Annotated in this window: 15 protein-coding genes; 7 read left to right on the top strand and 8 right to left on the bottom strand. The window is 64.1% G+C overall.

The genetic code is table 11. From position 1 onward, the window contains the following. Positions 1 to 707, bottom strand: a 707-nt coding sequence (locus IL54_RS17290) for a class I SAM-dependent methyltransferase (RefSeq protein WP_156106309.1), incomplete at its 3' end; no start/stop codon positions are given. 81 nt (positions 708 to 788) lie between these two features. On the opposite strand from IL54_RS17290, the gene mutM reads away from it, so the two are divergent. From mutM to IL54_RS17270, 4 genes are all read left to right on the top strand, one after another. Continuing rightward, entirely contained in the window at positions 789 to 1,601 is an 813-nt protein-coding gene (gene mutM, locus IL54_RS17285; protein ID WP_037477264.1) for a bifunctional DNA-formamidopyrimidine glycosylase/DNA-(apurinic or apyrimidinic site) lyase, read from the top strand. A 118-nt stretch (positions 1,602 to 1,719) separates the two neighbouring features. Further along, complete coding sequence (gene rpsT, locus IL54_RS17280) at positions 1,720 to 1,983, top strand: 30S ribosomal protein S20 (RefSeq protein WP_037477262.1); 264 nt, start codon at positions 1,720 to 1,722, stop codon at positions 1,981 to 1,983. A gap of 421 nt (positions 1,984 to 2,404) precedes the next feature. Continuing rightward, entirely contained in the window at positions 2,405 to 3,811 is a 1,407-nt protein-coding gene (dnaA, locus tag IL54_RS17275) for a chromosomal replication initiator protein DnaA (protein ID WP_037477260.1), read from the top strand. A 39-nt stretch (positions 3,812 to 3,850) separates the two neighbouring features. Continuing rightward, positions 3,851 to 4,441 (top strand): peptidylprolyl isomerase, encoded by a 591-nt coding sequence (locus IL54_RS17270; protein WP_037477259.1) that lies wholly within the window; start codon positions 3,851 to 3,853, stop codon positions 4,439 to 4,441. Here IL54_RS17270 and IL54_RS17265 read toward each other — a convergent pair. The 7 genes from IL54_RS17265 to IL54_RS17235 all read right to left on the bottom strand — a co-directional run bounded on the left by IL54_RS17265 (position 4,410) and on the right by IL54_RS17235 (position 10,165). Then, positions 4,410 to 5,660 (bottom strand): dicarboxylate/amino acid:cation symporter, encoded by a 1,251-nt coding sequence (locus IL54_RS17265; protein ID WP_037477257.1) that lies wholly within the window; start codon positions 5,658 to 5,660, stop codon positions 4,410 to 4,412. The two genes, IL54_RS17270 and IL54_RS17265, sit on opposite strands and share 32 nt — an antisense overlap. Before the next feature lie 91 nt (positions 5,661 to 5,751). Beyond that, positions 5,752 to 6,024 carry an HPr family phosphocarrier protein gene (locus IL54_RS17260; protein WP_037477255.1) on the bottom strand — a complete coding sequence of 91 codons (273 nt, stop codon included), beginning with the start codon at positions 6,022 to 6,024 and terminating at the stop codon, positions 5,752 to 5,754. Continuing rightward, positions 6,021 to 6,425: a PTS sugar transporter subunit IIA gene (locus IL54_RS17255; protein WP_037477253.1), complete on the bottom strand. Its 405-nt coding sequence runs from the start codon at positions 6,423 to 6,425 to the stop codon at positions 6,021 to 6,023. Before IL54_RS17255 ends, IL54_RS17260 begins: the two co-directional genes overlap by 4 nt. 22 nt (positions 6,426 to 6,447) lie before the next feature. Continuing rightward, entirely contained in the window at positions 6,448 to 7,386 is a 939-nt protein-coding gene (gene rapZ, locus IL54_RS17250) for an RNase adapter RapZ (protein ID WP_037477251.1), read from the bottom strand. Continuing rightward, positions 7,383 to 7,817 (bottom strand): HPr kinase/phosphorylase, encoded by a 435-nt coding sequence (locus IL54_RS17245; protein ID WP_037477249.1) that lies wholly within the window; start codon positions 7,815 to 7,817, stop codon positions 7,383 to 7,385. The genes rapZ and IL54_RS17245 overlap by 4 nt, the downstream gene beginning before the upstream one ends. Before the next feature lie 79 nt (positions 7,818 to 7,896). After that, positions 7,897 to 9,492: a sensor histidine kinase gene (locus tag IL54_RS17240; RefSeq protein ID WP_037477247.1), complete on the bottom strand. Its 1,596-nt coding sequence runs from the start codon at positions 9,490 to 9,492 to the stop codon at positions 7,897 to 7,899. Beyond that, on the bottom strand, positions 9,458 to 10,165 hold the full coding sequence (locus IL54_RS17235; protein WP_037479073.1) for a response regulator transcription factor: 708 nt from the start codon (positions 10,163 to 10,165) through the stop codon (positions 9,458 to 9,460). Before IL54_RS17235 ends, IL54_RS17240 begins: the two co-directional genes overlap by 35 nt. Positions 10,166 to 10,434: 269 nt before the next feature. On the opposite strand from IL54_RS17235, the gene IL54_RS17225 reads away from it, so the two are divergent. The 3 genes from IL54_RS17225 to IL54_RS17215 all read left to right on the top strand — a co-directional run bounded on the left by IL54_RS17225 (position 10,435) and on the right by IL54_RS17215 (position 13,452). Further along, positions 10,435 to 12,036, top strand: a complete 1,602-nt coding sequence (locus IL54_RS17225) for a phosphoenolpyruvate carboxykinase (RefSeq protein WP_037477243.1) — start codon at positions 10,435 to 10,437, stop codon at positions 12,034 to 12,036. 120 nt (positions 12,037 to 12,156) lie between these two features. Then, on the top strand, positions 12,157 to 12,468 hold the full coding sequence (locus tag IL54_RS17220; protein ID WP_081912948.1) for a hypothetical protein: 312 nt from the start codon (positions 12,157 to 12,159) through the stop codon (positions 12,466 to 12,468). Positions 12,469 to 12,636: 168 nt separating this feature from the next. Further along, on the top strand, positions 12,637 to 13,452 hold the full coding sequence (locus IL54_RS17215) for a ferredoxin--NADP reductase (protein ID WP_037479070.1): 816 nt from the start codon (positions 12,637 to 12,639) through the stop codon (positions 13,450 to 13,452). Positions 13,453 to 13,541 lie beyond the last annotated feature (89 nt).

Below are 13,541 nucleotides of genomic sequence, written 5' to 3'. Positions count from 1 at the left end.
GCGACCAGGCCGCCCAGGATCGGTTCGACCTTGGTCTGCACGAACCCGGCGTCGCGGATCATGCCCTCGAACTGGGGCATGGGCGGGAAGCGGCGGATCGATTCGATCAGATAGCGATAGCTGTCGGCATCATTGGCAAACAGCTTGCCCAGCTGCGGGACCAGCTTGTGCGAATAGACGTCGTACACGTCCGAAAAGCCCGGCCAGGTCGTGGTCGAAAATTCAAGGCAGAAGAAGCGCCCGCCAAATTTCAGCACGCGATGCGCTTCCGCCAATGCCTGGTCGATATGCGTCACGTTGCGGATGCCAAAGGCGATCGTATAGGCGTCGAAACTGCGATCGGCGAAGGTCAGTTGCTCGGCATTCTGTTCCGACCAGAGCAAGCCCTCCAGCCCCTTCTTCTTGGCGCGTTCCATGCCCACGCCCAGCATTTCGGGGTTGATGTCCGACACGGTGACGTCGGCCCCATATTTATGCATGCGAAAGGCGATGTCGCCGGTGCCACCCGCCATGTCGAGGATCGCTTCGCCCGGCCGCGGTTTGACGCGAGCGACGAACTGATCCTTCCACAAACGATGCGCGCCCACCGACATGGCGTCGTTCATCAGATCATATTTGGCCGCGACATTGGAAAAGACCTCGCGGACCATGCCCTGTTTTTCGGCGGCATCGACGTCCCGATAGCCAAAGGATGCTGTTTCGTTCATGCCTGATCCTCTAGACAGAGATTGCGTGCCATTCCAGCCAAGAAGCTGGGAATTGGAAGCGCTCTTGCCTAGATGGTCCTTATGCCAGAGCTTCCCGAAGTCGAAACCACCGTTGCGGGCCTTCGATCCGTGCTGGAGGGCGCCGTTCTCGCCCGTGTCGAGCCGCGCCGCGCGGACCTGCGCTTTCCAATTCCCGTGGACCTGCGCCAGCGTTTGACGGGGGCGAGCGTCATAGCGCTCACCCGGCGCGCCAAATATGGGCTGATCGCCACCGACCGGGGCGACATGATGATTTTTCATCTGGGCATGTCGGGCCGCTGGCGGGTGGACCCGACCGAGATCGGCACGCACGATCATCTGATCCTGGAAACCGGGGCAGGGCGACAATTAGCGCTCAACGATCCGCGCCGCTTCGGCTTTATCGATCTGGTGCGCAGCGAGGCGTGGGAAGCCTATGGCCCGTTCACGCGGATGGGGCCGGAACCCTTGGGGCCGGATTTCGATGCCGCCCATCTGGCGGCCGTGCTGAAGGGCAAGGCGACGTCGATCAAGGCGGCGTTGCTCGACCAGCGAATCGTGGCCGGGCTGGGCAATATCTATGTGTGCGAAGCGCTGAATATGGCGGGCATAGCGCCGACGCGAGCGGCGGGGAAGATCAGTCGCCCGCGCCTTGCCCTGCTGGTCGATTCGATTCGCACGGTGTTGGCCGCCGCGATCGTCGCGGGCGGATCGACGCTGCGCGATTATGCGCGGCCGGACGGGGAGTTGGGCTATTTTTCCAAGCAATGGCGCGTCTATGGTCGCGAAGGCGAACCATGCCCCTGTGGCGGCACGGTGCAGCGCCGTGTCGATGGCGGGCGATCCACCTTTTTCTGTCCGACATGTCAGCGGTGAAGCGGGTCCGACTGGTTGACGACTGGAACGAACCCTTGTAAGGCGCGCACCTTCATGAGGCGGGTTGGCGAGTCCGACTGGTCTCTTTTCAAATATTGACGAGAACCGAGGACTCTAAATGGCCAATACGCCGCAAGCCAAGAAGCGCATCCGCCGCAACGAACGTCGCGCCGCAATCAATGGTGCCCGCATCAGCCGGATCCGCACCCTGGTGAAGAAGGTGGAATCCGCCCTCGCCGCTGGTGACAAGGACGCTGCCGCCACCGCGCTGCAGTCGGTTCAGCCGGAAATGGCACGCGGCGTTGCGCGCGGCGTGATGCACAAGAACACGGCTTCGCGGAAGTTCGGCCGCCTGACCAAGGCTGTCAGCGCGCTCGCCTAAGCCTTTTCCCGTTTTCAGGGACTGAACAAGCCCGCTCCCATCAGGGAAGCGGGCTTTTTCATGTTCATTCACAAGACGGTCACACAGCGGACACAAGCAATTCCCGCGATTCGACTGGTAGCCTCAAGATAATAACCAAATAACTAACTCAAAAAAGGCGATATTTTCGCAACTAACCCTTTTCTGCGGGTTTGCCGAGTCAACGGCTTTATTTCATTTTTTTGAACCGCCGCGCCCTTGATCCGGGGGAGCGCCCCTGTCTATTTTCGACATCCGGCCGCCGTCGAATCATCTCTGTGCGGCCGTCATTTAGTCAGTGGATGGGATGGACTCGGCAAAGCAGGGGCTTTTGCCGGCGGGTTCGTTCGCGTCGCTGGTTCCTGCCCAAGGCAGGGGGCATATTGGTAGGGTCGGCACGATAATGACGGAAAATATAGGCGTGGTGGATTGGCAGGAGGATGCAGGGGTACAGGCACATGCCGACCTCGAAACCACCTGGACGATGATCCGCGCCGGTCTGCGCCGCGACATTGGCGCGCGCATGTTCGACCAATGGCTCAAGCCGGTTCGACTGGGCGACTATTGCCCGGATTCGCAAACGCTCGATTTGCTGGTCGCCACCGATTTCAGCGCGAATTTCGTGACGGGCCAGTTTGGCGACCGCCTGCGCATGGCCTGGCGCAGCGCCGGGGCAGAGGTGCGCGACATCCGCGTGCTGCGCGCGCCCGACGCCAGCGGCCCGCGACTGCTCGACGTCACGGCCGTGGAGCCGGTCATCGACCTGTTGCCGCAAGCCGTCGCCAGCGCCGTCAATTTCACGCCGCGCCATGGCTTTGGCGACTTCGTGGTGGGCGAGAGCAACCAACTGGCCTGCTCGGCCGCAAAGGCCATGGCAGCCGAGGCGCAGCCGCGGTTCAGCCCGCTGTTCATCCAGGGCGGCACTGGCCAGGGCAAGACGCATCTGCTGCACGCGATTGCAGCGGCCTTTGCCGCCCATTCGCCCGGCGCGCCGGTTCTGTACATGTCGGCCGAGCGTTTCATGATGGAGTTCGTCAATGCGATGCGCGCCAATGAAACGATGGCGTTCAAGGCGCGGTTGCGCGCGGCGCGGCTGCTGTTGATCGACGATATTCAGTTCATTGCGGGCAAGGGGTCGACGCAGGAGGAATTTCTCCACACGATCAACGATCTGATCGACACCGGCGCGCGCATCGTCGTGACCGCTGACCGGGCACCCCAGGCGCTCGAATCGATCGATCCGCGCATCCTGTCGCGCCTCGCCGGTGGCCTGGTGGCGGATATCCAGCCCGCCAGCCTTGAGCTGCGCCTGGCGATCCTCGAAGCCAAGCGCGCCGTTGCGGGCGATCCGCCGGTACCGGATGCCGTTATCGACTTTCTCGCCCGTTCGATCCGGTCGAACGTCCGCGAACTGGAAGGCGCGTTCAACAAGCTCGTCGCCTATGGCCAGTTGACCGGCCGGGCGATCGACCTGGATTTCGCGCAGGGGATGCTGGCCGACGCCGTGCGGGCCAATGCCCGGCGCATCACCGTGGACGAAATCCAGAAGGTGTGCGCCGCCCATTTTCGCATCGACGTGTCGGAAATGCGCTCCAAGCGGCGCGCCCGCGCGGTGGCGCGCCCGCGCCAGGTGGCCATGTATCTCGCCAAGAAGATGACGCCGCGTTCGTTGCCGGAGATCGGCCGCATCTTTGGCGGGCGCGATCATAGCACGGTGATCCATGCGGTCCGCACGATCGAACAGTTGCGCGAGAGCAATCCCGATATCGACGCCGACGTCCGCGCGCTGTTGCGCCAGCTGGAGGGCTGAGGGGCTGGCGTCGGGCGCGTGAAGGGCTAGGCTGGCGGTATGATTCGCTCCATCGCGCTTTGGCTCGCCGCACTCCTCACCCTCTCGCCCGCCTTGGCGCAGGCACCCGCCGATGTGCGGGTAGCGCTCGACACCGCAGCGGGCCGGATCGTGATCGCGGTCCATGCCGACAAGGCGCCTGTCACCGCCGCCAATTTCCTCGCTTATGTCGATCAGAAGCGGTTGGACGGCACCGTCTTTTATCGCGGCGTCGGCGCGGCCGATTATGGCTTCGTGCAGGGCGGGGCACAGAATGACCCCAAGCGCATCCGGCCGCCAATTAAGCATGAACCGACCAGCCAGACCGGCCTCACCCATGATGAGGGCGCGCTGTCGATGGCGCGCTATGCGCCGGGGAGCGCGACCGGCGATTTCTTCATCGTGCTGGGCAAGATGCCCGCCATGGACGCCCAGCCGGACGCGCCGGGCGACAATCAGGGCTTTGCCGTGTTCGCCCATGTGGTCGAAGGGATGGACGTGGTGAAAACCATTCTGGCCGCACCCAAATCCGCGACAGCGGGCGAGGGCGTGATGAAGGGCCAGATGCTCGAAGCGCCGATCAAGATAATGACGGCGCGTCGGGTGCCATAACGCCGTTCTGATCGATGATCCGCGTTACCGCCATGTCGGCGGTGACATTGCCGACGGTGCGGAAGATGTCGGGCACCGTCTCCACCGCCAGCAGCAGCGGCAGCGCCTCCACCGGCACGCCCATGGCGAGGCAGATGGGGCCGGTGGTGGTGAAGAAACTGACTTGGCCGGGCAGGCCCACCGAGGCGAGGCTGACGATCGCGGCGACCGCCACGCCCATGGCCAATTGCACTGGTCCCAGCAGGACCCCGTTCATCGCCGCCACATAGAGGGCGACGCTGAGATTAGCGGGCGGGCTGGTGATGCGGAACAGCGATATGGCGAGCGGCAGGACGATGCTGCGCGTGGTCGGGCGGACGTCCAACGGCCCGTCGCTTGCCTGGATCATGGCGGGCAGCGAGGCGATCGAGCTTTGGGTCGAGAAGGCGATGGCCTGCGCGGGGAAGGCGGCGCGCGCAAAACGTCCGGGCGCGATCCGGCCTAGCAGTGCCACCAGCGGATAGACGAGCAGGGTGACGACCAGGCAGATCAGCACGATGAAGCCGATATAGTGGAGCAGCGCGCCAGCGGTGGCGAGGCCCGACCGCGCGCCCGCCACCAGCGCCAGCGCGAACACGCCGATCGGGGCAAGCCACAACACCCATTGCACCACGACAAGCAGCGCATCGGTCAGCGCGTCGAACAGGCCGGTCAATTGCGCGCGGCGCGCGTCCGTGATCCGGGTGACGGCAAAGCCGAAGATGAGCGCGAACAGCACGACGGCGACGACCTCGCCTTCGGCGGCCGCCTTGATCGGATTGGCGGGGATGAAGCCCAGCAGCCAGTCGGCTGACGGCCGCACGCCGGGCACCTCCGCCGCGCCCTGCGCCCCCGTCAACATGCCGACCGCGCCCGAAGGCACAGGCCAGAGCTGCAGCAGCAACGGCCCGACGAGCGCAGCGACAGTGGAGGAGGCGACCAGCAGCAGGGCGAACAGGCCAATGGCGCGCCCGGCCATGCCATTGGTGCGCGCGGTCGTGGCCGCCTGCGCAATGCCGGTGACCAGCAGCGCGAAAATGAGGGGGATGAGCGGCATTTGCAGGCCGTTAAGCCACGCCTTGCCGATCGGCTGCGCGACGGACAGCAGCGGTACGTCCCACCCCTGACCCCCTTCAGCAAGGGCGATACCACCCGCCAAGCCCAGGATCAGCGCGACAAGGATGCGGACGGTCAAGGACATGGCGAACGCTCCCTTTTTAGCCGCAAGACGGACCAGAGGGGATTATGCCGCTATCTAACTGTCCATCAAGGGAAAGATGGAGAGCGTGTTTTCACTCTTCGCCGAATTTGTCTTCGACCAGGCTCACCAGCTTGCCGAGCGAATCATGCGCTTCGGGGCCAGTGGCTTTGATGGTGATGCTGTCGCCCATGGCGGCGCCCAGCATCATGAGGCCCATGATCGACGTGCCGGTGACGTGGCTGCCATCCTTGCTGACGATGATGTCGGCGGGCAGGCCGCTCGCCAGGGTCACGAATTTGGCGCTGGCGCGGGCGTGGAGGCCGCGCTTGTTGCTGATACGGACTTCCTGGCTGATTTCATTCATGTGGTGCTGCCCAACAGTTCCGACGCGACGCTGATATATTTCTGGCCTGCCTCGCGCGCGGCGGCGACGGCGGCGCGCACGTCCATGACCTTGCGCGCGCTTTCCAGGCGGATGAGCATGGGCAGGTTGATGCCTGCGATCACCTCGATCTCGCCGGCTTTCAGCAGCGAGATGGCGAGGTTGGAAGGGGTGCCGCCGAACAGGTCGGTGAGCAGGATGACGCCGCTGCCATCATTGACGCGCGCCACCGCGGTCGCGATGTCCGCGCGGCGCAGCTCCATATCGTCTTCCGGCCCGATGCAGATCGTTTCGATCTGCTGCTGGGGGCCGACGACATGCTCCATCGCGACGACAAATTCGGTCGCGAGCGACCCATGAGTGACGAGTACGAGTCCGATCATCTGCTTTTGCGGCCCACCTGCTTCATGACGTTGCTTTCGGGCCTCCCGGACGACGCTTCTCCAGACTATCCTGCGGCGTCGATTCAATATTGCGGTGCAGGACCGTGGGCGAAAAGCCCGCATCTTGCAAGTAGCGTGCGACACGATCGGCAACATGGACCGAACGGTGCTTGCCGCCGGTGCAGCCGAAGGCGATGGTGATATAGGCTTTCCCGCCCTCCGCATAGCGCGGCAGAAGCGTGGCGAGCAGATCCTCGATCTTGCTCACCGCCTGCTCATAGGCCGGGTCAGCCGCGATATAGGCGGCGACGTCGGAGTCGAGGCCGGTGCGCGGGCGCAAGGCTTCGTCCCAGTGCGGATTGCGCAGGAAGCGCATGTCGAACATCAGGTCGGCATTGCGGGGCACGCCACGCGAAAAGCCGAACGACAAGATGGTCAGCACCGGATCGGACAGCCGCTCGCGCGAGAAGCGGCTGCGGATTTCCTGTTGCAGGGCGTTGCTGGTGAAGCTGGTGGTGTCTATCACCTGAGTCGACCAGCGACGCAGCGCTTCGGTCAGTTCACGTTCGCGGGCGATGCCGTCGGCGGCGGGGCGATCGAGCGCGAGTGGGTGGCGGCGGCGGGTTTCGGCGAAGCGGCGCTCCAATTCGCTGTCGGAGCAATCAAGGAACAGGGTTTCGACATCATGGCCATGGCGTTCGCGCAGGGCCTTGATCCGCCGGACGATGGCACCGGCGTCGAAGCCGCGGGTGCGTGCGTCGATGCCGAGCGCCAGCGGGCGCTCATCCTCGCCCGCATAGCCAGCGGGCAGGGGGGTGTCGAGCAGCCGGTCGAGCAGGACGAGGGGGAGATTGTCGACCACTTCCCAGCCCATATCCTCCAGCGTCTTGAGCGCGGTAGTCTTGCCCGCGCCCGACAGGCCGGAGAGCAAGAGGATGGATTTGGGGTGGGAGAGGGTCATGTAATCGGCACCGCGCGGAGCAGCCATTCGACCTTGATCGGGGCGGAGGTTTCGAACGGGGCGACCTTCCAGACCGGGATCGGCAGGCCCGCAATGGTGCGCAGCAAGGGTTCGAGCGGCATGCGGTCGACCTTGTCGAACAGGTCGATGAGCAAGGCAACGGGCACATCGTCGACATGGGGCATGGTGACGATGCCCATGCCGCGTATCTCGATCTGGCCCGCAATCCGTTCCGGCGCGCTGGCGAGCAACTGGCCGTCGACGCGCTTGAGCAGCGTATAGTCGTCGCTGATCAGGGTCGCGCCGCGATCGATGAGGCGCAGGGCTAGGTCGGACTTGCCGATGCCGCTTTTGCCGCACAGCAACAGGGCGCGGCCTTCTATGGCCACGCTGGTCGCATGCAGCGTTTCGGAGGACAATGCGCGGGCCATAAGTCGGCGGCCCTTCTACCCTGTGTTGGCAGTCATGCAAACGACATTGGTAAGCGTCGTCCCGTGCAGGGACGCCGCGCTATTCGGACGCGATGCCGGGGTCGCGCGCGACCGCCATGGGCAGGCGCAGGATGAAGCGCGCACCCTGCTGCGCATCCTCGCGATCGCCGATGCTGATGCGGCCCTGATGCCCCTCCACGATGGAGCGGGCGATGGCGAGGCCAAGGCCGCTATGCTTGCCGAAACTTTCCCCCTCCGGCCGGACGCTGTGAAAGCGGCGGAAGACATGTTCGCGCTCGGTGACGGGGACGCCCGGTCCTTCATCCTCGACGCTGACCAGTATCTGATCATCGGCGACGGTGGCGATGATCTGGACGAGGCCGCCGTCGGGCGAGAAGGAGATGGCATTGTCGATCAGATTGTCGAGCACGCGGACCAGCCGTTGCTCCTCGCCCAGCACCACCGCCACATTCTTGCGCGGACGGGCGAAGGCGAGGCGGACGCCACGGGGCACGCCGCGCGCTTCGCGGGCGATGACCATGGTTTCGATGAGCAGGCCAAGGTCGATCGGCTCGAACCGGGTGCGCGACAGTTCGGCATCGACGCGCGAGGCTTCGGCAATGTCGGTTATGAGCCGGTCGAGGCGGCGGACGTCATCCTGGGCGATGGCCATCAATTGCGCGCGCAGGTCCGGCCGGTCGACCCGGTCGAGCGCATCGAGCGCGGAGCGGAGCGAGGCGATGGGGTTTTTGAGTTCATGGCTGACATCGGCGGCAAAGGCGTCGGTGGCGTCGATCCGCTGGCGCAGGGCAATGCTCATGTCGGACAGGGCACGGGCCAGCATGCCGATCTCGTCGCGCCGTTCGGGCAGGCGTGGCACGGTGACTTCGCGCGCGCGGCCGAGGCGAACGCGGACGGCGGCACGGGCGAGGCGCTGGAGCGGCTGGACGATGGTGCGGGCGAGGAACAGCGAGAGCAGGGTCGAGGCGAGCATTGCAACGGCAAGAACGAGGCCAAGGCGCAGCCGCTCGGCGCGCACGGTGCGGGTGATGTCGCGCGCATTTTCGGTGGCGAGCAGGGCGGTGCCGTCCCGCACGGAGGCGCCCGCCGAGATCATGAAGGTGCGATCGGGCGCGTAGCGGTTCATCGCGGTCGGCTTGCCGGTCTTGCGCGCCAGCAGCAGTTCGGGCCAGGCATCGGCCCGGTCCACGGCCGGTTCGACGAAATCGGGCGGTCGACTGGCCGAGACGATACGGTCCACCGCCTTGTCGAGGAAGCGGGCGACATGGCGTTGCCATTCCTCTTCCGACGGCGACCGCAACCGATAGCGCGGTGCATCCATCGTGAAGCTGTCGGCGATCAGGCCGCCGCCGGGCGCATAGCGGCGCACCCGGTCGCCGGTCTGGCGGGCATAGGCGGCTATCAGGGCGTCGTGGCGGTCGGCAGGCGCATTTTCCAGGCTGATCGCCAGCAGCTTCAGTTCGCGCGCCGATTGTTCCAGCCGCGAATCGATGATCCGGGTGCGATAGCTGTCGAGATAGAAGAAGCCGCCCGCCAAGAGCGCGAGCGCAAAGACATTGACCGCCAGGATGCGCGGCGTGAGGCTCAATCGCCCCGACCAGCGCATCGCCATGGGCGCGTCATCCTTCTTCGGAGAATCGGTAGCCGGCGCCATAGAGTGTGTCGATTGCGTTGAAATCGGAATCCACCTCGCGGAATTTGCGGCGCAGCCGCTTGATATGGCTGTCGATCGTGCGGTCATCGACATAGACGTCGTCCTGATAGGCGGCGTCCATCAACTGGTTGCGGTTCTTGACCACGCCGGGGCGGGCGGCCAGCGTTTCGAGGATCAGAAATTCAGTGACGGTCAACGTCACATCCTGCCCGTTCCACTTCACCCGATGGCGCGCCGGGTCCATTTCCAGCCGCCCGCGAATGATCGGGTCGGCGACCGGCTGATCCGGCGTATCGGGCGCGCCCCGCACTTCGGCGCGGCGCAGGATCGCGCGGATGCGCGCGATCAGCAGCCGTTGCGAGAACGGCTTGGCGATATAATCGTCCGCCCCCATGGCGAGGCCTAGCGCTTCGTCCAGCTCGTCCGCCTTCGACGTCAGGAAGATGACGGGCATCTGCGTCTTTTCCCGCAGGCGGCGCAGCAGTTCCAGGCCATCCATGCGCGGCATCTTGATATCGAAGACGGCCAGATCCGCCGGATTGTCCAGCAACGCCTTGAGCGCGCCTTCGGGATCGGAATAGATCCGCGTCATGAAGCCTTCCGACTGAAGCGCGATCGAGACGGAGGTCAGGATATTCTTGTCGTCATCCACCAAGGCGATGGTTGCAGTCATGCGGTTTCCCAGCTGATCCAAGTGGGGCAGAGCGTTAGACCATGCGGCGCGCGCCTGCAAGAAAGCGGGTGACGGCGGCGATGCGGCATAACCGTCGATATTCGGGACAAAGCCTGTGTGACAGGGATTTGACGATTTTGGTCCAAGCCCCTATTGCCATGTCGGTCTGCGAGGATGACGCCATGATATAGACAAACGGCGCATAGGGGCGGATCGGTCGCAAAGAATAATATATGTGCGACACGGCATTCATATTCAGGAGCAAAGGCGTGCAGGCCAAATCCTCATTCACCCTGGCAGACCAGGGCATTTCCACCCATGCCACCCAATTCTGGAATATGGGCACCGCCCCGCTGGTCGAAGCGGCCATCCGCAATGGCGAGGGCATATTGTCCAAGGACGGCCCGCTGGTCGTCAAGACCGGCAAACATACCGGCCGATCGGCCAAGGACAAATTCATCGTCCGCGACGCCGAGACCGAATCGACGGTCTGGTGGGGCAGCACCAATGTCGCGATGACGCCGGAGCATTTCGCGGCGCTGAAGGCGGACTTCTTCAAGGCGCTGGGCGAAAAGGACACGCTCTACGTAGCCGACCTGTTCGGCGGATCGCAGCCCGAACATCGCGTCAATGTACGCGTCATCAACGAGCGCGCCTGGCATAATCTGTTCATCCGCACGCTGCTGGTGCGTCCGGGTGCCGACGAACTGGCCGACTTCGCGCCGGAATATACGATCATCGACCTGCCGACCTTCAAGGCCGACCCGGCGCGTCATGGCTGCCGCAGCGAGAAGGTGGTGGCGGTCAACTTCACCGAGAAGCTGATCCTGATCGGCGGCACCGCTTATGCGGGCGAAATGAAGAAGTCGGTGTTCGGCATCCTCAACTATCTGCTGCCGGTGAAGGGCGTGATGCCGATGCATTGTTCGGCCAATATCGGCCCGAACGGCGACACGGCGGTCTTCTTCGGCCTGTCGGGCACGGGCAAGACGACGCTGTCGGCCGATGCGTCGCGCACGTTGATCGGCGATGACGAACATGGCTGGTCGGACACGGCGGTCTTCAATTTCGAGGGCGGCTGCTATGCCAAGATGATCAACCTGTCGGCCGAGGCCGAGCCGGAGATTTTCGCCACCACCAAGCGCTTCGGCACGGTGCTGGAGAATGTCGTGATCGACGCGGAAACGCGCGAGATCGACCTGGACGACAACACGCTGGCCGAAAACAGCCGGGGTTCCTATCCGATCGACTTCATCCCCAACACGTCGGAGAAGAATCTGGGGCCGGTGCCCAAGAACATCATCTTCCTGACCGCCGACGCCTATGGCGTGCTGCCGCCGATCGCGCGGCTGACGCCCGAACAGGCGATGTATCATTTCCTGTCGGGCTATACCGCGCGGGTGGCGGGCACGGAGATTGGCGTGACCGAGCCGACCGCGACCTTCTCGACCTGCTTCGGCGCGCCGTTCATGCCGCGTCATCCGTCCGTCTATGGCAATCTGCTCAAGGAACGGATCAACAAGGGCGGGGTCACCTGCTGGCTGGTCAACACCGGTTGGGCGGGTGGCAAGGCGACGATGCCCGGCATCAAGCGGATGCCGATCAAGGTCACCCGTGCGCTGCTCAACGCCGCGCTCGACGGCAGCCTGAACGATGCCGAGTTCCGCACTGATCCCAATTTCGGGTTTGAAGTGCCGGTCGCAGTGGCGGGCGTGGAGCCTACCATCCTTGACCCGCGCGCCATGTGGGCGGACGCCAGCGCCTATGACGAAACCGCCGCCGTGCTGGTCAAGCAGTTCGTCGACAATTTCGCGCAGTTCGAAGAGCATGTCGATGAAGGCGTGCGCAGCGCGGCGCTCACCGCGGCATAACGGCTGCGACTTGATTCAGGGCTATGCGAGAGCCGGAGGGGTGACCTTCCGGCTCTTTTGCTTTTGGCGGCGGGGCGGGGGTGCTATGCTGTCGGTCAACATCCAGCGGGAGTAGTGGACATGTTTGGTGATATGATCGGCAAGATGGGCGGACTGGAAGCGGTGGCCGCGCAGATCGGGATGACGCCCGAACAGATGCAGGGCCTGATGACCGAGATCAGCGCCAAGATCGGGTCGGGCGATACCAGCATTTCGGCGCTGGCCGAGGTGGCCGCCGAACATGGTGTGTCGGCCGACAAGTTGCAGGAATTGATGGGATCGTTCGGCGGCCCCGAAGCGATCATGGGCAAGCTGGGCGGCCTGTTCGACCGCGATGGCGACGGCAATCCGATGAACGAACTGGGCGGGATCGCCAAGGGGCTGTTCGGCTGATCGCCTGACGCTGGCGGGGGGTCAGCTATCGGCCCCCCAAGTTTTTTTGGCCTTGCCTTCATGCCGCGATGGCTCCATTCGCCATGCTTATTGGTTGTTGCGAACGATACGCAACTAGCTACGGCAATTGGCGACGCCTGTGCGGGCGGCTTGGCAAGGAAGAAGGTCTTGAACGACGTGACGATCGAAAAGCCGGTACTCGAACCGACCGGCGCACTCTCGGTGGAAACCGTGCTGTCGGTGCGGCATTGGAACGAGCATCTGTTCAGCTTCCGCATTTCGCGCCCGGCGAGCTTCCGCTTCCGGTCGGGCGAGTTCGTGATGATCGGCCTGAAGGGCGAAAATGGCAAGCCGCTGTTGCGCGCCTATTCGGTCGCCAGCCCCGCCTGGGACGAGGAACTGGAATTCCTGTCGATCAAGGTGCAGGACGGCCCGCTGACGAGCAAGTTGCAGTTGATTGAGCCGGGCGACCAGATTTACCTTGGCCGCAAGCCGACCGGCACGCTGGTCACCGACGCGCTGTTGCCGGGCAAGCGGTTGTTCATGCTGTCGACCGGCACGGGTCTGGCACCGTTCCTGAGCCTCGCGCGTGACCCGGACGTCTATGAATTTTACGAGCAGGTCGTCGTCGTCCATTCGGTGCGCCGGGTGAGCGACCTGGCCTTCCATGACGAGTTGGAAAGCAAGCTGGCGGAAGACCCGTTGGTGGCTGAGCAGGCCGCGACCCAGTTCCATTATGTGCCGACCGTGACGCGCGAGGCTTTCCGCAACACTGTGCGGATCGACAAGCTGGTCGAGAGCGGCGCGCTGTTCGAGGGGCTTGAGGGGCCGGCCAAGTTCGACCCCGAAACCGACCGGATCATGATGTGCGGCAGCATGGAGATGATCAAGCAGTTCGCGGCCTGGTTCGAAGCGAATGGCTTTACCGAAGGGTCGAATGCGGCGCCGGGGCAGTTCGTGATCGAGCGGGCGTTTGTGGGGTAAGGCTTAACGCCGCAGGATAAGAAAGGGCCGGGAGAGCGATCTTCCGGCCTTTTTTTCATGCCAGCATAGAGGTTTCCGTTCGCTTCGAG

This window comes from Sphingobium sp. ba1, assembly GCF_000743655.1.
Classification (GTDB): Bacteria; Pseudomonadota; Alphaproteobacteria; order Sphingomonadales; family Sphingomonadaceae; genus Sphingobium.
Note: the sequence above shows the minus strand (reverse complement) of the source record. Positions and strands in the feature narration are given on the sequence as shown.